The 20,747-nt window shown below is 69.9% G+C and carries 22 protein-coding genes and 1 pseudogene; 5 read left to right on the top strand and 18 right to left on the bottom strand.

The window, feature by feature from the left end; all coding sequences use genetic code 11:
* The 8 genes and pseudogenes from ABZ319_RS11765 to ABZ319_RS11730 form a co-directional block, all read right to left on the bottom strand.
* Positions 1 to 690, bottom strand: a pseudogene (locus tag ABZ319_RS11765) (hypothetical protein); the annotation flags it as partial.
* Positions 691 to 839: 149 nt separating this feature from the next.
* A complete protein-coding gene (locus ABZ319_RS11760) occupies positions 840 to 1,682 on the bottom strand; it encodes a DegV family protein (protein ID WP_354986333.1) in 843 nt (280 codons plus the stop codon).
* Between the two features lie 17 nt (positions 1,683 to 1,699).
* Positions 1,700 to 2,563: a diglucosylglycerate octanoyltransferase gene (octT, locus tag ABZ319_RS11755; protein ID WP_354986332.1), complete on the bottom strand. Its 864-nt coding sequence runs from the start codon at positions 2,561 to 2,563 to the stop codon at positions 1,700 to 1,702.
* Positions 2,553 to 3,215, bottom strand: a complete 663-nt coding sequence (locus ABZ319_RS11750) for a histidine phosphatase family protein (protein ID WP_354986331.1) — start codon at positions 3,213 to 3,215, stop codon at positions 2,553 to 2,555. The genes octT and ABZ319_RS11750 overlap by 11 nt, the downstream gene beginning before the upstream one ends.
* Positions 3,215 to 3,628 carry a ribosome silencing factor gene (gene rsfS / locus ABZ319_RS11745; RefSeq protein WP_354986330.1) on the bottom strand — a complete coding sequence of 138 codons (414 nt, stop codon included), beginning with the start codon at positions 3,626 to 3,628 and terminating at the stop codon, positions 3,215 to 3,217. Before rsfS ends, ABZ319_RS11750 begins: the two co-directional genes overlap by 1 nt.
* Positions 3,625 to 4,269 (bottom strand): nicotinate-nucleotide adenylyltransferase, encoded by a 645-nt coding sequence (gene nadD / locus ABZ319_RS11740; RefSeq protein ID WP_354986329.1) that lies wholly within the window; start codon positions 4,267 to 4,269, stop codon positions 3,625 to 3,627. Before nadD ends, rsfS begins: the two co-directional genes overlap by 4 nt.
* An 84-nt stretch (positions 4,270 to 4,353) precedes the next feature.
* Positions 4,354 to 5,052 carry an RsiV family protein gene (locus ABZ319_RS11735; protein WP_354986328.1) on the bottom strand — a complete coding sequence of 233 codons (699 nt, stop codon included), beginning with the start codon at positions 5,050 to 5,052 and terminating at the stop codon, positions 4,354 to 4,356.
* A gap of 157 nt (positions 5,053 to 5,209) precedes the next feature.
* Complete coding sequence (locus tag ABZ319_RS11730) at positions 5,210 to 6,163, bottom strand: AraC family transcriptional regulator (RefSeq protein WP_354986327.1); 954 nt, start codon at positions 6,161 to 6,163, stop codon at positions 5,210 to 5,212.
* A gap of 111 nt (positions 6,164 to 6,274) precedes the next feature.
* Here ABZ319_RS11730 and ABZ319_RS11725 point away from each other — a divergent pair, with 111 nt between their 5' ends.
* Positions 6,275 to 7,210: an NADP-dependent oxidoreductase gene (locus tag ABZ319_RS11725; protein ID WP_354986326.1), complete on the top strand. Its 936-nt coding sequence runs from the start codon at positions 6,275 to 6,277 to the stop codon at positions 7,208 to 7,210.
* Positions 7,211 to 7,303: 93 nt separating this feature from the next.
* On the opposite strand, the gene ABZ319_RS11720 is transcribed toward ABZ319_RS11725, so the two are convergent.
* Positions 7,304 to 8,086, bottom strand: a complete 783-nt coding sequence (locus tag ABZ319_RS11720; protein ID WP_354986325.1) for an SDR family oxidoreductase — start codon at positions 8,084 to 8,086, stop codon at positions 7,304 to 7,306.
* A gap of 96 nt (positions 8,087 to 8,182) precedes the next feature.
* On the opposite strand from ABZ319_RS11720, the gene ABZ319_RS11715 reads away from it, so the two are divergent.
* Complete coding sequence (locus ABZ319_RS11715) at positions 8,183 to 8,818, top strand: TetR family transcriptional regulator (protein WP_354986324.1); 636 nt, start codon at positions 8,183 to 8,185, stop codon at positions 8,816 to 8,818.
* A gap of 88 nt (positions 8,819 to 8,906) precedes the next feature.
* On the opposite strand, the gene ABZ319_RS11710 is transcribed toward ABZ319_RS11715, so the two are convergent.
* The 4 genes from ABZ319_RS11710 to ABZ319_RS11695 all read right to left on the bottom strand — a co-directional run bounded on the left by ABZ319_RS11710 (position 8,907) and on the right by ABZ319_RS11695 (position 11,133).
* Positions 8,907 to 9,419 carry a hypothetical protein gene (locus ABZ319_RS11710; protein ID WP_354986323.1) on the bottom strand — a complete coding sequence of 171 codons (513 nt, stop codon included), beginning with the start codon at positions 9,417 to 9,419 and terminating at the stop codon, positions 8,907 to 8,909.
* A gap of 27 nt (positions 9,420 to 9,446) precedes the next feature.
* A complete protein-coding gene (locus tag ABZ319_RS11705) occupies positions 9,447 to 9,686 on the bottom strand; it encodes a hypothetical protein (RefSeq protein ID WP_354986322.1) in 240 nt (79 codons plus the stop codon).
* A 235-nt stretch (positions 9,687 to 9,921) separates the two neighbouring features.
* Positions 9,922 to 10,089, bottom strand: a complete 168-nt coding sequence (locus tag ABZ319_RS11700) for a hypothetical protein (RefSeq protein ID WP_354986321.1) — start codon at positions 10,087 to 10,089, stop codon at positions 9,922 to 9,924.
* 357 nt (positions 10,090 to 10,446) lie between these two features.
* Positions 10,447 to 11,133 carry a hypothetical protein gene (locus ABZ319_RS11695; RefSeq protein WP_354986320.1) on the bottom strand — a complete coding sequence of 229 codons (687 nt, stop codon included), beginning with the start codon at positions 11,131 to 11,133 and terminating at the stop codon, positions 10,447 to 10,449.
* A 125-nt stretch (positions 11,134 to 11,258) separates the two neighbouring features.
* Between ABZ319_RS11695 and ABZ319_RS11690 the strand changes: the two genes are divergently transcribed.
* Complete coding sequence (locus tag ABZ319_RS11690; RefSeq protein ID WP_354986319.1) at positions 11,259 to 12,035, top strand: RNA ligase family protein; 777 nt, start codon at positions 11,259 to 11,261, stop codon at positions 12,033 to 12,035.
* A 63-nt stretch (positions 12,036 to 12,098) separates the two neighbouring features.
* Here the strand turns inward: ABZ319_RS11690 and ABZ319_RS11685 are convergent, their stop codons facing one another.
* The 5 genes from ABZ319_RS11685 to ABZ319_RS11665 all read right to left on the bottom strand — a co-directional run bounded on the left by ABZ319_RS11685 (position 12,099) and on the right by ABZ319_RS11665 (position 16,900).
* Positions 12,099 to 12,431: an MmcQ/YjbR family DNA-binding protein gene (locus ABZ319_RS11685; protein WP_354986318.1), complete on the bottom strand. Its 333-nt coding sequence runs from the start codon at positions 12,429 to 12,431 to the stop codon at positions 12,099 to 12,101.
* A gap of 15 nt (positions 12,432 to 12,446) precedes the next feature.
* Positions 12,447 to 13,949, bottom strand: a complete 1,503-nt coding sequence (locus tag ABZ319_RS11680; RefSeq protein ID WP_354986317.1) for a VWA domain-containing protein — start codon at positions 13,947 to 13,949, stop codon at positions 12,447 to 12,449.
* A 4-nt stretch (positions 13,950 to 13,953) separates the two neighbouring features.
* On the bottom strand, positions 13,954 to 14,838 hold the full coding sequence (locus ABZ319_RS11675; RefSeq protein ID WP_354986316.1) for a MoxR family ATPase: 885 nt from the start codon (positions 14,836 to 14,838) through the stop codon (positions 13,954 to 13,956).
* Between the two features lie 27 nt (positions 14,839 to 14,865).
* Positions 14,866 to 16,134, bottom strand: coding sequence for a glutamate-5-semialdehyde dehydrogenase (locus ABZ319_RS11670; protein ID WP_354986315.1), 1,269 nt, complete (start codon positions 16,132 to 16,134; stop codon positions 14,866 to 14,868).
* Between the two features lie 109 nt (positions 16,135 to 16,243).
* A complete protein-coding gene (locus ABZ319_RS11665) occupies positions 16,244 to 16,900 on the bottom strand; it encodes a TetR/AcrR family transcriptional regulator (protein WP_354986314.1) in 657 nt (218 codons plus the stop codon).
* Positions 16,901 to 17,016: 116 nt separating this feature from the next.
* Between ABZ319_RS11665 and ABZ319_RS11660 the strand changes: the two genes are divergently transcribed.
* A complete protein-coding gene (locus ABZ319_RS11660; RefSeq protein ID WP_354986313.1) occupies positions 17,017 to 19,077 on the top strand; it encodes a CocE/NonD family hydrolase in 2,061 nt (686 codons plus the stop codon).
* Between the two features lie 111 nt (positions 19,078 to 19,188).
* Complete coding sequence (locus tag ABZ319_RS11655) at positions 19,189 to 20,742, top strand: MFS transporter (RefSeq protein WP_354986312.1); 1,554 nt, start codon at positions 19,189 to 19,191, stop codon at positions 20,740 to 20,742.
* Positions 20,743 to 20,747 lie beyond the last annotated feature (5 nt).

The raw sequence follows: 20,747 nt of genomic DNA, 5'->3' as shown, positions 1-20,747 counted from the left end.
CTCGTCTGCGTTCGGAACACCGCGCTCGGGCAACAACGAATCCCCGACCATCCCGCACCCCCGTGCTGAACACGAGTAGGCGCTGAAAGAACCGTCCTGGGCCGCGGCGGATACCGGCCCGGCGCTCGCCGGCGGGCTGATGGGCGGCACCGCGTACACCTCCGGCTCCTCGCGCAGGGCGGCGAATCCCGCGAGCAGCACGGCGAGCGCGGCCACCACCGCCAGCACCACGACCCCGCGCGGCCCCGGATCCCACCGCGTCCCCCGGAAGCGCTCCGGTACCACGCGCTCGTACCAGGGCACGGCGCCCCCGCCGACCCCGGACAACCAGGCGGGAGAGCACAATCCACCCGGATCCCGTGCCTCCCGCGCCCCGCTGGCCCGGGGCGCTCGATGATCGAGCCGCGCCGTGTGCCCGGACAGCTCACGTTCATCGGACGTCTCGTAGGCCCCGCCCGGCGGCCGCGGGTCACGCGCCGGCCGCCGCGCACCCGCGGGCGTGCGGTGCGACCGCCCCGGGGCGAATCCGTCCGCCGCGCGGTCTCCGGATTCACGGCCGGACGTCTCGGCCGAATCCTCGTCCCAGCGAGACCCGCTGCGCGCCCGCGGATCAGGCGGGGCGTCGGATTCGGGGTCCGAGAGAGCGTCGAGCCTGCGGCCCGCGGGAGAGTGTTCGTCGATGCGTGTCATGCGGGCGACGGTATGCCTCGAGCCCGAACCCACCGGTGCGCCGACCTGGGGTTTCAGCGCGCCTGTGGATAGCGAATCCCGTTGTGGAAAGCCAGATTTTGACGCGGGTCACGCCCGCCTCCAACCGCTGTGATCAGCGGTTTCGCCGATCACCCACAGCCACCGGGCACGACCAGCGCCCCCACCGCGCCCATTCCCAGATGCACGCCCAGCGCGGGCCCGAACTCGCTCACGATCAGCTCGCGAATCCCCGGAACCAGATCCCGCAGCTGCCCCGCGATGGTGTTCGCCGCCTCTTCCGCCCCGAGGTGCTGCACCGCGACCGCGGCTCCGTCCTCGCCCGCCGCGTCCACCGCCGCCGCGACCAGTTTCGCGAACGCCTTGGACCGTGTCCGCGCCTTCTCCCGCAGCTCGATGCGCCCGTCGACGATCTGCAGGATCGGCTTGGTCACCAGCTCGGTGCCGAAAAACGCCGCGGCACTGCTCAATCGCCCGCCCCGGCGCAGTTGCTCGGTCCGGTTCACCACGATGAACGTGCGCCCGCGACTGGCCGCGGACACCGCGGAGTCGTACACCACGTCCAGGGGCGCCCCGGTCCGTGCGCGCCGCGCCGCCGCCAGTACCGGGAACCCGGTCCCGAGCCCGGCGCTGAGCGAATCCACCAGCCGCACCCGGTCGGCGGCGTCCATGTCCCGCACCGCCGTGCGCCCGGCTTCCCAGGTCCCGGACAGCTGCCGCGAAATATGCACGGCGACAACGCCGTCGCCGCCGCTCATGTCCAGCGCGCGTTCGTACGCCGAACGCAGATCACCGGGCGAGGCCCCGGAGGTGGTCACCGCGGAAGAGCTGTAGTCGATCTCGCAATCGTCCACGCCCTCGCGGATCTCACGATCGTCGACCAGCACGTGCAGCGGCACCGTGAGCACGCCCAGGTCGGCGGCGAGGTCGGCGGGCAGGCTGGCCGACGAGTCCGTGACAACCACGACGGCCATCCGCTAGCGAACCTCTCTCATGCAGTCTTGCCCTCGCGCACCGCGACCTCGGACAGCACCTTCACCATGGCGCGGGCGACGGCGCTGTGCCCCTCCCAGCCCCAGTGAATCCCGTCGGGATTCGCCTCACCGTGAAAGACGTTGTCCCGCACGGCTTCACCCAGGTCGACCAGCGGAACCGATTTGTCCCGCGCCCAGTCGCTCACGGCCCGCACCATGGGCTCGCGCCCGGTGTGCACGCGCGCGTACGCGTCGCACCGATGCACCGACGGCAGCACCGCCACCATCGGCAGCTCCGGCCGCAACCCGGCCAGCGCGTTGCGTGACTGTTCGAGGTAGTCCACGCTCACCGCGGGCGGCAGCGCCACCGGCCACCCGAGCGGAGAAAGCTTGGGCTGCAGCCAGTTATAGGCCTCGCGGACCCGGCGGCGAGCGCCGGCCGGCCGCACGTAGCGGATGAGTTCGCGCAGCGCGGTCGGCAAAGGCGAAGGCAGGGAATCCATTCCGGCGGTCGCGAAGACCACCGCACCGGCGCGCGGCACGCTCGCCCACACGCGCGGGTCGCCGATCAGCGCCCAGTACGCGTCCCGGCAGGTCCAGCCGATCCGCGCGACCAGCTCGACATCCCAGCCGAGTTCGGCGGCAACGAGATTGGGCCAGATTCGCGGGTGATCCGCGGACAGCCCGCCCTTGGGCCCGAAGTAGGACAGCGAGTCACCGATCACCAGCAGCACCGGGCGCGGACCGGGTTCGGCCGCGCTCTCGGGCTCGGGCGCGCCGCCGAACAACGCGTCCGGCGCGTGCCGGACGTTTGTCACCTCCGACGCCTGCCGCAGCAGTTCGTCGGAGACTTGCCGTTCACCGGCGGTATCACTGGACATCGGGGGCTACCTTCGCGACCGCGTTCCACACATCGAGCCGCCAGCCGGGCCGGTCCATGCTCGGACCGTGGCTGGTCAACTGCACCCAGCTGGTATTGGCCAGCCCGCCCAGGGCGGGCCAGTTCACGGGCGGGAGGTCCAGGATCGCCGCGGTCAGTGCCGCGATCAGGCCGCCGTGCGCGACGAGCACGATGGTATTACCGGGCCAGTCGTGGCGCTCGGTGAAGAACTCGTGCACCACGGGCAGCGCGCGGGCGCCGACCTCCAGCTTGGATTCGCCGCCGGGCGGGGTGAAGGTCGGATCCATGCGCCATTCCTTGCGCGCACCGGGATACAACGAGTCCACCTCGTGGTGGGTCATGCCCTCCCACTGCCCGAGATCGGTTTCACGCAGCCGGGTGTCGGTCACCACCGGCAGTCCGGCGTGGTCGGCGACGGCGAGCGCGGTGTCGTGCGCGCGCCGCAGATCCGAGGAGACGATGTGGATGACATCGCTGGTGGCCATGTCGGGGGCGCAGTCCTTGGCTTGACGGCGGCCCAGTTCACTGAGTTCGGTATCGATCTGACCCTGCATGCGGTCGCCGGCATTCCATTCGGTCTGCCCGTGGCGCAACAGAATCAGCCGGCGGACGCCGGCGAGCTTACTGGCCACTACTCGTCTCCGGCCTCGTCGTTCGCTTCGGCCTCGACCTTGGCGCGCTGTTCTTCGATGCCCTCGATCGGAATCTGCGGGCAGTCCTTCCACAGGCGCTCGAGGCCGTAGAAGTCGCGTTCGTCGTTGTGCTGGATGTGGATCACGATGTCGACGTAATCCAGCAGCGCCCAACGGCCTTCGCGGGTGCCCTCGCGACGCACCGGCTTGTATCCGGCGTCGCGCAGCTTGTCCTCGACGTTGTCGACGATGGCGTTGACCTGGCGCTCGTTCGGCGCGGACGCGATCACGAAGCAGTCCGTGATCACAAGCTGTTCGGAGACGTCGAGGACGACGACTTCCGCGGCCAGCTTCTCGTCGGCCGCCAAGGCCGCCACCGTCGCCATCTTGACCGCTTCGACTGATGCGCTCACCCTGCCGCCACCTTCCCATTGCTGTGCGACACGTAGAGGTGCCGCTTCGATATGTACTGCACGACGCCATCCGGGACGAGATACCACACCGGCCGGCCCTCGCTCGCCCGCTTCCGGCATTCGCTCGAAGAGATGGCCAGGGCGGGGATTTCGATCATGGTGACGGCGTCGGCGGGGTGATCACGGAGATAGTCGGCCAGGTGGTCGATGTTCAATTCGTACCCCGGACGGCTGACCCCGACGAATTTCGCCAGTTCGAACAGTTCGGACCAATCCTGCCAGGTGAGGATGCTGGCCAGCGCGTCGGCTCCGGTGATGAAGTACAGATCCGCGTCGGGATACTGTTCGCGCAGCTCACGCAGGGTGTCGATGGTGTAGGTCTTCTTGCCGCGCTCGATGTCGGTCCGGCTGACGGAGAAGCTCGGGTTCGACGCGGTGGCGATGACGGTCATCAGATAGCGGTCTTCGGCCGGGCTGACGAGCCGGTCGGCCTTCTGCCAGGGCTGCCCGGTCGGGACGAAGATGACCTCGTCGAGTTCGAGGGTGTTCGCGACCTCGCTGGCGGCAACCAAGTGCCCGTGATGGATGGGGTCGAAGGTGCCGCCCATCACCCCTAGCTTGCGGCGCCCTGTCGTATGCACGAATAGCGAGCTTACCGGGGGCAACCGCCGGAACGTCGTCCCGGCGGTTGTCATTTTTCGGTTGTGGGTTCGGTTGTGGGTGGGTCAGGCGGTGAGCGCGGCCTTCATGTCGGGCTTCAGGACCTTGTCCAGGGCCTGCCACGGGACGGTGATCATGATGTTCCCGGCGGCGTGCGAGGCGATCTCGCCGAAGTAGACGCGCAGGCCGTCCTTCGCCACCGCCCAGTGGCGGTAGTTGTCTTCCTTGGGGAGCAGGGCGTCCTTGTAGTAGGGCTCGCCGTCGGTGGCCTTGGGCACCAGGATCGCGGCCTGCTGCTGCAGGACCGAGAGTCCGCTGTCGACATTGGTGAACAGGTCGCGGAGCACGAGGGCCTTGCCGGTCTCGGTGCGGGTGTTGTGGGTGATGAAGTCCTCGTACGGGTGCGCCGCGCCCTCGTTGTAGATGCTCACCGAGAACTTGGTGCTGAGCACCTGCTGGTTGGTGTAGACGTAGTTCGTCCCGGTCTTGACGTCCACGTGGTCGCCCGCCCGGGCGATGTAGATGTCGGCCGCGCGGCGGACCGAGCGGTTGAAGACGTCCCGGGCCTGAAGGTAGGCCCCGTCGACCCCGTCGATGTCGAATCGCGGTACGTCGACCTTGTAGTTGTATCCCTCGAGCGTGTACGTGCTCGACCGGAATCCGACGATGATGTCGCCCTTGGCCACCACGCTGACCGCGCCCAAGGTGAGCGCCGCCAGCACCATGGCGAGTAGAAGATGAACGGTCTTACGCTGCTGCCCCATGTCGCTCTCCGAAATCGCAAGCTGCCGGGCTGTTCCCGGCGTTGCCACCACTGTCGCGACACCCGCCAACGGTTCCCTAACGACCGACCAACGGGCGCGGGTCACCGATCGTGACGCCGAGGCCGGCAAAGCCCGCGACGCCGTGGCCGCCGGCTCGTCAGCCGGGGATCGGGGGGTTGGTCCTGGCCACCGGGGGCGTGCGGCGGTAGCGGCCGGGGGCGATCCCGTACTCGCGTTTGAAGGCGGCCGCGAAGGCGAACTCCGAGGTGTAGCCGACCCGGCGGGCGATCTCGTGGAGCGGGGCGTCGGAGCCGTGCAGCAGGCGGCCGGCGGTGGCCAGGCGCCACCAGGTCAGATAGGTCAGGGGCGGCTGGCCGACCAGGGATTGGAAGCGGCGGGCGAAGGCGGCCCGGGACAGTCCGGCCTCGTCGGCGAGGGTCTGCACCGTCCACGGCTCGCCGGGGGCGCGATGGATGGCGCGCAGGGCGGCGCTGATGTCCGGATCATTCAGTGCCGCAGCCCATCCGGTGACTTCCGCGCCGGCGGGGCGGTCCTCGAACCAGGCGCGCAGCAGGTACAGCAGCAGCATGTCCAGCAGGGCTCGGACGATGATGTCCGCTCCCAGCCGGGGGTTGGCCACCTCGGCGCCCAGCAGTTCTATCGCGGAACGCAGTTCGGGGTGCCTGCCCAGCTCGGCGGGGAGGTGGATCACCTCGGGCAGATCACGCAGCAGCGGATGCACTCGCTCGGGGTCGAGTTCGTAACCGCCGCAGAGGGTTACCGTCGCCTGGCCGTCGCGGCCGACGAAGTCCGAGACGAACAGGTCGGTGTCTTCGACGGGATCGCATCGGGGTTCGGCGAGCGGGGTGGTGAGCTCGTCGGCCAGTCCGTAGCTGTCACCGTGTGGGAAGAACGCCACGTCGCCGACGTTCAGGGTGATCGGATCCCCCTGCGGCGGAAAGAGTTTGCACGAGCCGCGCAGGACGACCTGGAATCCGGCCGCGCCCGCACGACCGGGAAACCGCTGGCCCCAGGGGGCACGCCATTCGATGCGCGCCGAGCTGGCGCGCCCGGTGCGCATACTCGCGACCACATCACTGAGAACATCCACTCGATCAGGATACGTGGAGACTTTGACGTATAAAACAAAGATATCAACGCATTGTTCGTCTCGAAAGCGGCAAATACCGTCGGTATCAGCCGAACGAGAGGACACACCCGAATGTCTACACAGCCCGCGCCCGCCACCCCGGTCGTCACCATGCGAGCGGCCCGCATCCACGATTACGGCGCGCCCGACGTCATCGCGGACGACGTGGTTCCGGTGCCGCACCCCGGCCCCGGAGAGGTGCTGATCCGCGTCGCCGCAACCTCTTTCAACCCTTCCGAGGCGGCGCTGCGCTCCGGCGCGCTACGACATGTCCTGCCGCTGCCGCTGCCCTACACGCTCGGCTGGGATGTGGCCGGAATCGTCACGGAAGTCGGCCCGGGCGTCACGACGTTCGGCCCGGGCGACCGGGTGATCGCCCGGTTGGATACCGGCGGCGCGGCGGCCGAGTACGTCGCGGCCGCCGCCGATCTCCTGGCTCCGGCTCCCGCGGGCCTGCCGCTGACCGACGCGGCCGCGATTCCGGTGGCCGCGCTGACCGCCTGGCAAGCGGTCCACGAACACGCGGAAGTGTCACCCGGACAACGTGTCCTGATCAACGGCGCGGGCGGCGGCGTCGGCGGCTTCGCGGTCCAGCTGGCCAAGCGCGCCGGCGCGCGGGTCCTCGCCACCGCGAGCGCACGCAGCGCCGCCGCGATCCGCGAGCTCGGGGCCGATCGAATCATCGACTACACGGCGCAGCCGCTACCCGCCGACTTGGACGCGGTCATCAACCTGGCCGCCCTCACGCCCGGCGCGGCGTCCGCCCTGACACCCCTGATCCGCCCCGGCGGTCGCCTGGTATCCATCGCGACCCCGATCCCCGCCCCCGCCGCCGTCCACTTCGTAACCCGAAACGACGCAGCCCAATTGGCGCGGATCAGCGCGCTGGTCGGGTCGAAACACCTCCGGGTCGACATCGCCGAGTCCCGCCCCCTGCGCGACCTGCCCGAGATTCACCGCCGCAGCGAGGCCGGCCTGACCCGCGGCAAAATCATCCTCCACCCCTGACCCCGGCCCGCGCGTGATACCCGGCCACCAGCGCCACCGGTAGGCCGAAACATTCGGGGCGAGTTCGAGACCCGCCCCGAGCGTCCCGGTGGATTACGTGTGCGCGGCGCCGTCGATGCGGATCTCCGTGCCGCTGATGAAGCGGCCGTCATCCGAGACCAGCATCGCGATCACGCCGGCGACATTCTCCGGGCCCGCCATCTCGGCCGGATTGTCCTGCGGGACAACGGCGATGAGGCGCTGGAACAGGGACCAGTCCGAATCCTGGGGCAGGTAGCCGGGAGTCGCGTCGGTGATGCCGGACTTGATGCCGCCGGGGGCCACGCTGACGGCGCGCAGGCCCTGCTTGCCGTACTCCAGAGCCAGGACGTGGGTGAGGGTTTGGATGCCGCCCTTGCTGGCGGAGTAGGCGGCCATGTAGGGGTGGGCGAAGTTCGCGGAGGTGGAGCTGAAGTTCACGATCGTGCTGCTGGAGTTGGCCAGCAGGGCGGGCAGGGCTTCGCGGATCACCAGGAAGGTGCCGGTGAGGTTGACGTTGATGATCTGGTTCCACAGGTCCAGGGAGGTCTCGTGGGTGTGCGCGGCGCGCAGGATGCCGGCGGCGTTGACCAGCGCGTCGAGGCCGCCGAGGGTGTCGATGGCGCTCTTGACGCCCGCGATGACGCCGGCTTCGTCGCCGATGTTCATCTCCAGGGCGGTGAAGCGGGCATCGGTGCCCGCCTCGGCGGCGTTCTTGCCGGTCAGGGCGAGGCCCTCGACGTTGACATCCGCGCCGACGACGATCGCGCCCTCGGACAGCAGACGAAGGACGGTGGCCTGGCCGATGCCGGAGCCCGCGCCGGTGACCAGGATGCGGCGCTGTTCGAGACGGTTCATGAGATCTCTTCCTCGACGTTGAGTGCTTTAGTGACACAATATGCCATAAATGGCACACCGCGCCACAAAATCTTTGCTGCTCTGTAGAGTGCGGCTGTGACCAGCGACCGAACCACGGCCACGCCCGGCCCCGGACGTCCCGCCCTCAGCGAAACCCGCCGCGCGGCCACCCGCCGCCAGGTGGCCCTGGTCGCCGCCCGACTCTTCGCCGAAAACGGCTACGCCGCAACCACCGTCGAGGAAATCGCCGCCGCCGCGGGCATGGGCCTGCGCACCTTCTACCGCTACTTCCCCGCCAAGGAGGACGTGGTCGCCCCGCTCCTGGCCGCCGGAACCACCGCCTGGGCCGACGAATTGGCCGCCTGTCCCCCCGATCTCCCCCTCCGCGAGGCCCTGGCCCGCTCCTACCGCTCCGCCACCGCCTACGCCCTCACCGAGGCCGGCATCCCCGACACCCTCCTGCACCCCGTCCTACGCGCGGTGACCGAACTCCCCGCCCTCCGCTCCACCTGGCTCCGCGTCCAACAGGACGCCGAAACCCGCCTGATCCCGATCATCGCGACCCGCACGAACCGCTCCCCCACCGACATCTCCGTGGCCCTGACCGCCGCGATGGCCAACACCGCGGTCCGCCTCGCCACCGAGCACTGGGCCGCCACCACCGGCGAGACCTCCCCCGCCGACGTGGTCGACACCTACCTGACCCACCTAGCCGAGGGAACACTGCTCTAGACCAGGCCCGGATCTCACTCTCCGCCCTGTCGTGACGCGGCCGACGGCGCGGACTTTCCGCTCCGGAGGTGTCTGACCGCAAGCGCCCCTACGGATTCGGGCCGCGAGCCTCGGCCTGCCATGCGGAGACCTTCGTGAGGGTCAGTGGGTCGACCGCCCGTGCCCCGGAGACGTAGAGCGCCCACCACAGTTCCTCGCAGGCCGGGTGGGGCTCGCCGAGGGTGTCCGCCCAGACCGCGACGGTTCCGTCCGTGCGGAGCGTCAGATCCCACCACGACCATTGGCGGCGGGTCGGGGCGAAGCAGCCGACCCACTCCCGGATCGTCCAGGGTTCCTCGGCCCGAGCCTCGGAGTAGCGGCGGTTGGCCGCGTAGGCGACCTCGTCGAAGCGTGTGAACCACGGGGGTAGTGGGTCCAGGCCGGGGGGATCGTCGGTGGAGTCCGTGACCGTCAGGGCCGCCGAGATCAAGTGGCGTAGCCGGGTCGCGTACTCCGGCGGGGCGATCGCGGGGTGTACGACCAGTAGCGCGAGCGGGTCGCGCGGGACGCCGTCCGGTCGAGTGAATACGCGTCGCTTCTCCGAATCGAGTTCTGCTGCCACAACTTCCGCCCCCTTGGAAAGTCTCGGTTACGAGCCGGCGACGGCTGTGTCCTCCATCGCCAACGCCACGGCGACCGGAATCCCCCGCCGCTCGGCCAGATTCAGCCGCTCCCGGACCTCGAACAGGGTCCGCGGGCGATACCCGGGACCCTGACCACAGCATCCGCCGTGAAAGGTCAGCCCGGAGCCGAGCACCGTCGTGAGCACCCGCCACCCGGCCCCGTTGAGCTTACGCGGCACCGCGAGATGCGAACCGGCGTCGATCATCCCGCGACGACACCGCGGGCACCGCGCCGACGACCGGGATGCGGGCAGCTTGACCGACACCCGACAGTCCAGGCACACCCGGTGGGAGGTGTTCGGATAAATGCACACGGCCGCAGGGTACGAACGCGGGAGCCGGTGCGTCGAACCATTTTCGACGCGGCACAACGGCCCGATACCCAAGCCCGTCAGCGGATTCGCGCACCTCGGTCGCGAGCCGCACGCACGCGCCACAGGCTCAGACCTTCTGACGCCGATACTCCCCGAAGAAGATAGCCACCGTCACCACCAGCCAGCCCGCGACGTACCAGGCCGCCCGCGCGGGAGCCCAATTGTCCAGCAGCAGAGCACCGGCGAAGACCGCCAGGCCGAGTGAGAGGGCTGCGGGCCGGAACCAGCCTGTCATCGTGGACTCCTTCGCCGGGGCGGCACACCGAGGCGATGCGGAGGCACCCGCACCGGAGCGGTGTTCCAGCTCGAATCTGCTTCCTACATCGTACTTTCGGGGTCCGACAAACGTCATCCTCCGGAATCGGGTCCATCAGCGGACTCCGCCGGTGTCCGGCACCGGAACAATGGCGGAGACCGCTGAGCCGAAGGGCAAGGCGGCGAGTCGGATACATCCATTCATCACGGTCTTCCTCCACCCCCCGCGACGGAGTATGAAACTGACCGGCTCGGTGGTCGAACTCGAGACTCTCTGCCTACAGCCTACTTTCGAGGTCCGACCGCTCCGGGTGATGATCCACGACGTGGTGCGGTCTCAGGGCTCGCGGGTCCAGAGGGTGGCGGTGAGCTCCCGGAGTTGGGTGTCGTCGGGGACATCGGCGGTCACTCGGAAATAGACCACGGCGTTCTTGCTCGTGATCGCGCAGTACTCGGCTCCGACGGGGAGGAGGGCAGTCGACTTCGGCATCGGCTGTTCCAAGGCGTCGGTGCGGCAGCCTTCGGGGGTCGCGCCGGACACCGACAGACCGAGGGCCTGGCCCGCGCCGGTCGTCAGGGCGCCGCCGCAGCCGATCTTTACGGTCAGATCGGTGTCGCGGGTGGTCGTAGGCTGCCCGGCGGGCAGGTCGAAGTCGACGCCGGACTGGGCGCAGGCGGTCGTCGCGGCGGGAATGCTGAGCGCCCGGTCGGCGTAGACCTCGTTCCAGCCGGGGAAGCCGGCGGGCGCCTCGGTGGTGGGCACGGGGACGACCACCGGCAGCGGCAGGCTCGCCACCGTCGTGGTGGACGTGGGGGCCGCGACCGCGGCATCGTCATTGGACTCGATCGCGACGATGCCGAGCAGAATGCCGAGCAGGCTCACGAACGCCAGGACCGCCGCGGCGAGCGCCGTGCGCAGCTTGGTCGTCGACGAGGGGGGCGTCGGCTGTCCGGAACCCAGGCCGGGCGGCAGCAGCGGACTGCTCGGGCTCGGCGGAGCGGGCGGGGACGGGTAGGGGCTCATGCGGTGGGATCTTTCCGTCGAAAAGTCAACGGGGTCAACACTCTCATGACAAATGCCGTGATGGCCCGATTCGGCGTGCCCGAAATGAGTGGACAGCCGGTCCGGGCGGCCCGCACGATACGGCGATGACGTTCGATCTGCGCACGGCAGACCTAGAGGTGATCAACAGCGCGACCAAGTACCCGTCGATCCCGACCTATCACCGGCTCGGGGAGCGCGGGGCCCTGACCGACGCCGTCACCGAGTTCTCCGGGCCCGTCATCGGAACGGAGAAGGTCGACGGCAGCAACTCGCGGATCATCTGCCTGCCCGACGGCGCCTGGCTGCTCGGCAGCCGGGAGGAACTGCTGTGCGCCAAGGGTGATCTGATCGGCAACCCCGCGCAGGGCATCGTGGCTGCCCTGCGCGGGGTGGCCGACGCGCTGGCGGCCCCGGACGACACCGTGCGCGTGTACTTCCTGGAAACCTACGGCGGCAAGGTGACCGCGGCGAGCAAGCAGTACACGGGAAATCTGACGGTCGGCTACCGGCTGTTCGACGTGGCCGTGCTGCCGGGTCACGCCGAGCTGTTCGCGCGCCCGGTCAAGGAGATCTCGGCCTGGCGCGAGGCCGGTGGCCAGTCGTTCGTCGGCGAGGCCGAATTGCGCGCGGCCGCGACGCGAGCCGGGGTCGAGCCGACCCCGCGCCTGTTCACCCTCGACGGTGCGGACCTGCCCAGGGAGCTCGGCGCGACCCGCGACTTCCTCACCGAGCACCTGCCCGAAACCCGGTGCGGCCTGGACGAGAAAGCGGGCGGTCGGCCCGAAGGGATCGTGCTGCGCACCCCCGACCGGTCCGTGATCGCCAAGGCCCGCTTCGAGGACTACGAGCGCACCCTGCGCCGACAGCGCTCGGCCCGGTAGCTCCCCGACACGACCGCGAGCGGCCCGTGCCGTACGGAGCGTTCCGCGCGGCGCGGGCCCGTCTCACACCCGGGGCCGCTTGGCTTTCGGCAGCTTGGCGACGATGGTCTCGTACGATCCATCGATCAGTTCCCGCAGCTCGTCCTCGGGAATCTTCCCGCCGAGTTTGATGCTGTTCCAGCCGTACCGCCCGATGTAGGCCGACACCGACACGTCCTCGGGGTACACCGCGATCAGCTCGTCCGCCTCGGCCCGCGTCCCGCACTGCAGACCGATCGCGTCACCGTTGCCTAGGAAGGCGAAGATCTTGTCGCCGACCTTCGCGACGATATCGCCCTCCCACGGTTCGTCCTGCCACGCACCGGGTTTGGCCAGGCAGTAGGCGAGTACATCCATGGCGCGCTCCTCGAATCAGATGGGCAGCAACCGCCCGACAACCGCGGTCAGCTGCCGAGCCGAACGGCATTCGTGCATCTCGATGATCTCGGCGTACTTCTTGGCCGCCGAATCCCCGGTGCCCCACATCTTCTCGGCCTCGGGGTTGAGCCAGTACGCGTGCTTGGCGACGCCGACCAGCTGACGCAGGGTGTCCAGGGCCGGATCACGGTAGTTGGTGCGGGCGTCGCCCAGGATCAGCAGCGAGGTGCGGCTGGTGACCGCGTCGGGGAACTGCTCGGCGAAACCCTCCAGGGCGGAACCGTAGTCGGAGTGCCCCTCGATGCCGACGACCTTCGCCTCGGTGAAGATGCGGCGGGTGATCTGGTCCAGCGGGGTGGTGGCGTCGAACAGCTGGGTCACCTCGTCGACCCGATCCACGAAGGCGAAAATCCTCACCCGCGAGAACTGTTCGCGCAATGCGTTGACAAGCACCATGGTGAAGCTGGAGAACCCCGCGACCGAACCCGAGATGTCGCAGATCAGAATGAGATCAGGCCGGCCCGGCCGCGGCTTGCGCGTCACCAGGTTGACCGGCACACCGCCGGTGGACATGGACTTGCGCAGCGTCTTGCGCAGATCGATCTCCCCGCGCCGCGCCTTGCGCCGCCGGGAAGCCAAGCGGGAGGCCAGGATTCGCGCCAGCCGCTGACTGCTGCGGCGCAGATCGTCGAGCTCGTTCTGGGAGATGCGCAGGAAGTCCGCGTCCTCGGCCTGGCGGGCCACGCCGTAGTTCGCGACCCGTTCCCGGCCGATGCGCTCGGCGACCCGGCGACGGGTCTCGGCCTCCACGGTGCCCCGGAACGACTTGATGCGCTGACGCGCGGTGCGGCGGGCGACCTCGGTGTCGAAGTCGGAGTTGTCCATTCCGGCCGCGAGCCCGGCCAGCAGCTTGGCGACCAGCAGTTCGGGCTGCAGATCCTTGAGCGTCTGGTAACTGGAGAAGGACGGCCCGCCCGCGGCCTGATACTGCCCCATCTGCTCGACCATCTGCGCGGCCAGCGCCTGGAGCTGCTGCTCCTGTTCGGGCGAGGGCTCCTGCAGGAGCAGCTCGGCCAGCATCTGCCGCAGCTCGATGATGTTCACCGAACCGTCGGGCTTGTAGGGGATTTCGACCTCGGCGGCCCCGATGCGCTCTCCCAGCGCGGCCGGGAACCACAGGTCGAAGAGTCCGTCGTAGGTGGCGCGCTGGGTGGTCCGGCGCAACAGCGCGCAGGCCAGGCCCTCGCGCAGCACCTCCCGATCCATCAGGTCCAGCACGGTGATCACCTGTGCGGCGTCCACCGTTTCGGACGGCCCGACCGGGATTCCCCTGGCGCGCAAGGCTTCCACGAAACCCACCAGGTGCCCGGAGAACCCGTGCTCGGCCGTGGGGCCGGGCACCGCGGCGACCGGTCGCGGCGCGGGCGCGCCACCGCCGGTGACCGCGCGCACGGCCGCGGAGACGAAGCCCCGGGGCGAGGTGGAACCGCCGCTCATGGCCTCAGGCCAGCTTCAGCTCGGACTGCGCGCGCAGGTGATCGGCCTGATGCTTGAGCACCACGCCGAGCGTGGCGCGCACGGTCTTGTCGTCGAGATCCTTTGCGCCCAGCGCGATCAGCGTGCGCGCCCAGTCGATGGTCTCGGCCACCGACGGCAGCTTCTTGAGTTGCATGCCGCGCAGCACGTGCACCACGCGCACCAGCTGGGCCGCCACCGCGGGCTTCAGCTCGGGCACCCGGCTGGCCAGGATCCGGCGCTCGAGATCCTCGTCCGGGAAGTCGATGTGCAGGTACAGGCAGCGGCGCTTGAGCGCTTCGGACAGCTCGCGGGTGGCGTTGGAGGTGAGCACCACGAACGGCTTGCGGGTCGCGGTGATCGTGCCCAATTCCGGCACGGTGACCGAGAAGTCGCTCAGGATCTCGAGCAGCAGGCCTTCGATCTCGACGTCGGCCTTATCGGTCTCGTCGATGAGCAGCACGGTCGGATCGCTGCGCCGGATGGCGGTCAGCAGCGGGCGCGAGAGCAGGAACTCCTCGGTGAAGACGTCGGATTTCGTTTCCGCCCAATCATTCTCCGAAGACGCCTGAATGCGCAGGATCTGCTTGGCGTGGTTCCACTCGTACAGCGCGCGGGCCTCGTCCACCCCCTCGTAGCACTGCAGGCGCACCAGTTCCGCGCCCGCGACCTGGGCGACGGCCTTGGACAGCTCGGTCTTGCCGACGCCGGCCGGACCCTCGATGAGCAGGGGCTTGCCGAGCCGGTCGGCCAGGAAGACCGACGTGGCGGTGGCCTTGTCGGCGAGATAGCCGGTGCCGGCCAGGCGCTCGATCACATCGTCGACCGACGAGAAGATCGGCTCCTGAATCGGTGCTGCTGAAGGAGCCACGGGTGCTGCCCTTTCTTCGAAAAGCGTTTAGACGGGCCGGATCTGGCCGTCGCCCCACACGATCCACTTGGTGGAGGTCAGTTCCGGCAGGCCCATGGGGCCGCGGGCGTGCAGCTTCTGGGTGGAGATGCCGATCTCCGCGCCGAAGCCGAACTGCTCGCCGTCGGTGAAGGCGGTGGAGGCGTTGACCATGACCGCGGCGGCGTCCACCCGCGTGGTGAACGCGCGGGCGGCCCGGAGGTCCGCGGTGACGATGGCCTCGGTGTGGCCGGTGCCCCAGTGGTTGATGTGCTCGACGGCCGCGTCCAGGTCGTCGACGACCTTCAGCGCGATGTCCAGCGAGAGGTATTCGTCGGCCCAGTCGGTGTCGGTGGCCGGTACCAGCCCCGGCAGATCCCCGTGGATGGTGACGCCCGCGCCCTCGAGCGCCGCGCGCAGCCGGGGTACCGCGGTGTCGGCGATGGCGGCGTCGATCAGCACGGTCTCGGCGGTGTTGCACACGCTCGGGCGGCGGGTCTTGGCGTTGAGCAGGATGCTCTCGGCCATGTCCAGGTCGGCGTCGCGATGCACGAAGACATGGCAGTTGCCGGTGCCGGTCTCGATGGTCGGCACCAGCGCGTCGCGCACGACGGCGTTGATGAGCCCGGCGCCGCCGCGCGGAATGACCACGTCCACGAGCCCGCGGGCCTGGATCAGATGGGTGACGCTGGACCGGTCGTCGGCGGGCAGCAGCTGCACCGCGTCGGCCGGGAGCCCTTGCGCGCCGAGCGCTTCGCGCAATACCTCGACCAGTGCGGCATTCGAGCGCACCGCCGAGGACGAACCGCGCAGCAGCGCCGCGTTGCCGGATTTGAGGGTGAGCCCGAAGGCGTCGACGGTCACGTTCGGCCGCGCCTCGTAGACCATGCCGACCACGCCCAGCGGGACGCGGACCTGACGGATCTCGAGGCCGTTCGGCAGCGTCGAACCGCGCACCACGTCGCCGACCGGATCGGGCAGCCCGGCCACCTGCCGCAGGCCCGAGGCGATGCCGTCGATGCGCGGGGCGGTCAGCCGCAGGCGATCGAGCTGCGCCTCCGGGGTGCCCCCGGCCGCGGCGATCTCGATGTCCTCACCGTTGGCGATGAGCAGGCGATCCTTGGCCGCGAGCAGCGCATCGGCCGCGGCGTGCAGCGCGGTGTCCTTCTGCGCGGTGGTGAGCTGGGCGAGCGTGCGCGAGGCCACCCGAGCCCGGCGCGCCGCGGCGTGCACCGCCTCGCGGACGTTGTCCAGTTCGGTGGCGGTCGAAGCTGTCATGGGTACAGCCTAACGACCGGCTCGTCCGGCGCTTTCGCCGAGTTGGGCCGGACCGCCGCGGTCGGCGTAGCCGTCGCGCCGGACGACCGGGCACCGGGCCGGCGGCCGCCTACCGGGCCGGAGCCCGCAACAGCGCGACGGCCGCGATGCTGAGATCCACCGCCAGGTCCGGCAGCCGCTCGGGACCGTCGGTCTCCAGGCAATCGCGAATGCGGTCCTCGATGCCGCCGATGAGCAGGTCCACCACGCCGGGCGAGGGCGCGCCGGTGAGTTCGCCGCGGTCCACGCCCAGCGCGTGGGCTCGAATCATGCGGTCGGCGAAGATCTTCTTCATGCGCGCTCGGCGCTGGGCGAAGGCGGGCCCGGCGGCCAGGGCCTCGACGTGCAGGGCCCGCGCGGCGGCCGGTTCGGCGGCGAGGATCGCCAGGTAGGACTCGAGCGAACGACGCACCAGCAGTTGCCAATCCGCCTGCGCGTGCGGCTCGAGGACCGCGCCCAGCTGCTGGTGCAGGATGTCCATCGCGGTGTCGAAGGCGTAGGCGAAGCACTCCTCTTTGCCGGTGAACAGCTCGTAGAAGGTGCGCCGTGAGACCTGCGCGCGCTTGGTGATATCGGCGACCGTGGTGGCGAGATAGCCCGATTCGGCGACCGCGTGCAGGACCGCCATACCGAGACGGCCCTGCTGGGAAGCCAGTACTTCCTCGCGGGTGAGCGCACTCGGCCCGGGCCGCAGCCGCTCCCGCGACACCTGCGATGCGATTGCCATGCGTGCAGCCTATCGGCCTTGTCCGGGCGAGTGACGCGGGTTACAGTGAGCCCCGACAGTTGGGTACGCAACAGTTTCTATCCGGTCGGCAGGGGCACGGCGGCCGGGGAACAGTGATGAAGGGGCAGATCAACGTCATGAGGAGATTCAGCGGCGCCGCGCTGCGGCTGGCCGTGGCGACGGTGGCCGCGATGGTGGCGGGCGCGCTCGCGACGCCCGTGTCGACGGCGGAGGGGGTCGATCCGGTCGCGGGGGCGCCCGAATGGAACGCGACCCACGAGCAGGCGCCGCTCTTCCCCGGCGTGCACATCGACTGGGACGTGCCGGTGACCATGAGCGACGGAACGGTGTTGAAGGCCAACGTCTATCGCCCCATGGACGCCGGCGGGCGCATCGTCGAGACGCCGACGCCGACCCTCGTGAACCTCACCCCCTATACGAAACTCGCGTCGATGCTCGGGGATTCGGCCATGTCGGTGCCGGTGCTCTACGACTCTCTCGTCACCCTGATGAACCGATTCGATCTGTTCGATCTGAACGGCACGCCGGTGTCGGGCGCGGGCGATCTGGTGCGGACGCTGTCCGGCGGGCTGCTGCGCAACTTCGCGGTGGATCGCAAAATGCTGCAGAGCGGCTACACGCAGGTCGTGGTCGATGTGCGCGGAACCGGCTTCTCCCAGGGCATCTGGGAGGCATTCGGAGCGCGCGAGCAGCAGGACACCCTCGAGGTCATCGATTGGGCGGCGAACCAGCCGTGGTCGAACGGCTCGATCGGAATGACCGGGGTGTCCTACTCCGCCATCAATCAGGTGCAGGCCGCGGGCAAGCAGCCCGCGGCTCTGAAAGCGATCTTCCCGGTGGTGCCGGGTTCGGATCTGGTACGCGATACCGCGGCGCCCGGCGGCGGTGTGGGGGTGGGATTCCTGCCGTTCTGGGTCGGCGCGATCGACGCGTCGAAACTGCTGCCCGATCTCGCCTCGGTGGTGCAGGGCCGCTTCGACTGGAAGTGGCTCGCGGACCGGGTCGCCAGTCCGGTCACCTACCTGGACTTGATGATTCAGGCGCTGTTCGTACCGAGCGTGGATGCGATTCCGCCGCACCTGCGCGAGTTCCTGAACCCCGACGGCGCTTTCCGCAGCGGGCTGTTCGCCCGACCGGAGAACATTCGCGTTCCCACGTTCGTGGTCGGCGGCTGGCACGACATCTTCGCCTACAGCGAGCCGCAGATCTACCGCGACATCCCGTTGCCGCCCGGGCAGAAGCAGCTGCTCATGGGTGACTGGTACCACGTCACCGCCGGGTCCGGACTGGGCACGCCCGGTGCGCCGCCGCGGCTGGACGTGCTGCAGCGCGCATGGTTCGACAGGTGGCTCAAGGGCATCGACAACGGGATCGATCGGTTCGGCCCGACGACCGTGTACCAGCAGGGCGCGGGCTGGGTCAGCGGCGGCGAATACCCGGCCGCCGCGGCCGAGCACCGGCGCGTGTATCTGTCCGCGAATCCCAGCGGCACAACGGGACCGGTCGTGCACGACGGTTCGCTGAGCGCGGACGTACCCGGTCCGGCGACTCTCACCGTCGCGCCGGGACTGTCCACCCTGTGCTCACGGGACGCCGCCCAGATCACCGCGGGCGTGCTCTCGCTCATCGACGCCTGCGCCAAGGATTCCCGGATCGCCGAGACCGCCGCGCTCACCTTCACCGGAACTCCCGTGGCCGAACCCACCCGGGTATCCGGACCCGTTGCGGTGCACCTGAACACGGTGCTGGACGCCACCGACGGCTACTGGACCGTCACCGTCAACGACGTCGCGCCCGACGGGCAGTCCACCGTGCTGACCTCGGGTCAGCTGGTGTCCTCGCTGCGGGCGATCGACGAGGACAGGAGCGAGCGCTCCGCGAACGGCGACTACACCGACCCCTACCACCATCTGACATTGGAAACTCGGCAGCCGATCGTTCCCGGTGAGCCCACCACCCTGGACATCGCCCTGGCCGCGACCGACGCCGTGCTCCAGCCCGGCCACCGCCTGCGCGTGGACGTCTTCGCCTCGAACTTCCCCAAGGGCATGCTGATTCCCGCGCTGCTGATCGAATCCCAGCTGCGCCCACAGCATCTGGTGCTGGACCCCGAGTCCCCGAGCTGGATCAACATCCCCACCGACCGGCCGCTGTAGGGCCACCGGCAGACGCCGCCCCGGCCCGGGCCGGCGATCCCGGCATCCCAGACAACGCGCCCGGGTGCGAATCGGGCCGGGAGTCCGAGCCGTGCGGGCTACCGTGGGCGCATGACCGCGAGCATTCGGCTGTCCTCGGCCGCCGGGCGTTGGGTGCTGCTGTCCACCGTCCTGGGGTCGGGGATGGCGATGTTGGACGCGACCGTGGTGAACGTGGCGCTGCCGCGGATCGCCGACGAGTTCGGGGCGTCCATGGCCGGACTCCAGTGGACCGTCAACGCCTACGCGCTGACCCTGGCCGGGCTGATTCTGCTGGGCGGGGCGCTCGGGGATCGGTACGGGCGGCGGCGCGTGTTCATCATCGGGGTGGTGTGGTTCGCGCTGGCCTCGGCGCTGTGCGGTGCGGCGCAGGATATTTCGATGCTCATCGCCGCGCGCGCCCTGCAGGGGGTGGGCGGGGCACTGCTGACGCCGGGTTCGCTGGCCATCATTCAGGCGTCGTTCGTGCCGCAGGATCGAGCGCGCGCGGTGGGAGCCTGGTCCGGACTCGGCGGGGTGGCCGGGGCGATCGGGCCGTTCGTGGGCGGGTGGCTGGTGGAGTACGCGGGCTGGCGCTGGGTGTTCCTGCTGAACGTGCCGCTGGCGCTGGTGGTCATCGCAGTCGCGGCGCGGCACGTGCCCGAAACCCATGACGCGCAGGCGCGCGGCAAGTTCGACATCCTGGGCGCGACGCTGGCCGCGCTGAGTCTGGCGGGCATCACCTACGCCTTGACCACGGTCGCCGAGGCGGGCGCGAACCGGGCGATCGTGGCCGGGTGCGCGGTGGCCGGCGTGCTCGCCGGCGTCGCGTTCGTGATCGTGGAGCGGCGGCGCTCGGCGCGCGCGCTCGCCGAGGCCGGCGATGCCGTGCCGCACACCCCCGCGCCCATGGTGCCCACCGACGTCTTCGCCTCGCGGCAGTTCACGGCCATCAACGCCGTCACCTTCGTCATGTACGGCGCGATGGGCGTGGTGTTCTTCCTGCTGGTGCTGACCCTGCAGGTGGTGGCGGGCTTCAGCCCGATCGCGGCCGGCACCGCCCTGCTGCCCAGCACCGTGCTCATGCTGCTGTTCTCGGCGCGGTCGGGCGCGCTCGCGCAGCGGGTCGGGCCGCGGTGGCCGATCGCGGGCGGCGTGCTGCTCGCGGCCGCGGGCATGCTCATGATGACCCGGGTCAGCGAGCACACCTCCTACATCGGGGTGGTGCTGCCCGCGGCCACCGTGTTCGGCGCCGGTCTGACCCTGGCCGTCGCGCCGCTGACCGCGACCGTGCTGGCCAGCGCCGACGAGCGGCACGCGGGCGTGGCCAGCGGGGTCAACAACGCCGTGGCCCGGGCCGCCGGATTGCTTGCGGTGGCGGCTATTCCGCCGCTGGCCGGGCTCACCGGCGACGCCTACACCAATCCGGGCAAGTTCGAGCACGGCTTCCGGATCGCCATCCTGACCTGTGTCGCACTCATGGTTGTCGCGGCCGTGCTCACCGTGCTGACCGTCGACGACGATGCCCTGCGCGCCGCCCCCGCCTCCGCCGCGCCGGAGTGCCGGACCTTCTCGACGGTCGCGGCCCCGCCGCTCGAGCCGGACCGGCGGGTGGCCGCGCGCGGTCCGGGCGACGGGCCGAGTTAGCGCCC

Origin of the sequence: Nocardia sp. NPDC005978 (assembly GCF_040614455.1) — a bacterium.
Classification (GTDB): Bacteria; Actinomycetota; Actinomycetes; order Mycobacteriales; family Mycobacteriaceae; genus Nocardia.
Note: the sequence above shows the minus strand (reverse complement) of the source record. Positions and strands in the feature narration are given on the sequence as shown.

What these genes read in the sequence shown, in the direction of transcription:
- ABZ319_RS11760 (WP_354986333.1), bottom strand. Translation starts at nt 1,682, where the DNA reads ATGGCCGTCGTGGTTGTCACGGACTCGTCGGCCAGCCTGCCCGCCGAC.
- octT (WP_354986332.1), bottom strand. Translation starts at nt 2,563, where the DNA reads ATGTCCAGTGATACCGCCGGTGAACGGCAAGTCTCCGACGAACTGCTG.
- ABZ319_RS11735 (WP_354986328.1), bottom strand. Translation starts at nt 5,052, where the DNA reads ATGGGGCAGCAGCGTAAGACCGTTCATCTTCTACTCGCCATGGTGCTG.
- ABZ319_RS11725 (WP_354986326.1), top strand. Translation starts at nt 6,275, where the DNA reads ATGTCTACACAGCCCGCGCCCGCCACCCCGGTCGTCACCATGCGAGCG.
- ABZ319_RS11720 (WP_354986325.1), bottom strand. Translation starts at nt 8,086, where the DNA reads ATGAACCGTCTCGAACAGCGCCGCATCCTGGTCACCGGCGCGGGCTCC.
- ABZ319_RS11705 (WP_354986322.1), bottom strand. Translation starts at nt 9,686, where the DNA reads ATGATCGACGCCGGTTCGCATCTCGCGGTGCCGCGTAAGCTCAACGGG.
- ABZ319_RS11700 (WP_354986321.1), bottom strand. Translation starts at nt 10,089, where the DNA reads ATGACAGGCTGGTTCCGGCCCGCAGCCCTCTCACTCGGCCTGGCGGTC.
- ABZ319_RS11695 (WP_354986320.1), bottom strand. Translation starts at nt 11,133, where the DNA reads ATGAGCCCCTACCCGTCCCCGCCCGCTCCGCCGAGCCCGAGCAGTCCG.
- ABZ319_RS11690 (WP_354986319.1), top strand. Translation starts at nt 11,259, where the DNA reads ATGACGTTCGATCTGCGCACGGCAGACCTAGAGGTGATCAACAGCGCG.
- ABZ319_RS11685 (WP_354986318.1), bottom strand. Translation starts at nt 12,431, where the DNA reads ATGGATGTACTCGCCTACTGCCTGGCCAAACCCGGTGCGTGGCAGGAC.
- ABZ319_RS11680 (WP_354986317.1), bottom strand. Translation starts at nt 13,949, where the DNA reads ATGAGCGGCGGTTCCACCTCGCCCCGGGGCTTCGTCTCCGCGGCCGTG.
- ABZ319_RS11670 (WP_354986315.1), bottom strand. Translation starts at nt 16,134, where the DNA reads ATGACAGCTTCGACCGCCACCGAACTGGACAACGTCCGCGAGGCGGTG.
- ABZ319_RS11665 (WP_354986314.1), bottom strand. Translation starts at nt 16,900, where the DNA reads ATGGCAATCGCATCGCAGGTGTCGCGGGAGCGGCTGCGGCCCGGGCCG.
- ABZ319_RS11660 (WP_354986313.1), top strand. Translation starts at nt 17,017, where the DNA reads ATGAAGGGGCAGATCAACGTCATGAGGAGATTCAGCGGCGCCGCGCTG.
- ABZ319_RS11655 (WP_354986312.1), top strand. Translation starts at nt 19,189, where the DNA reads ATGACCGCGAGCATTCGGCTGTCCTCGGCCGCCGGGCGTTGGGTGCTG.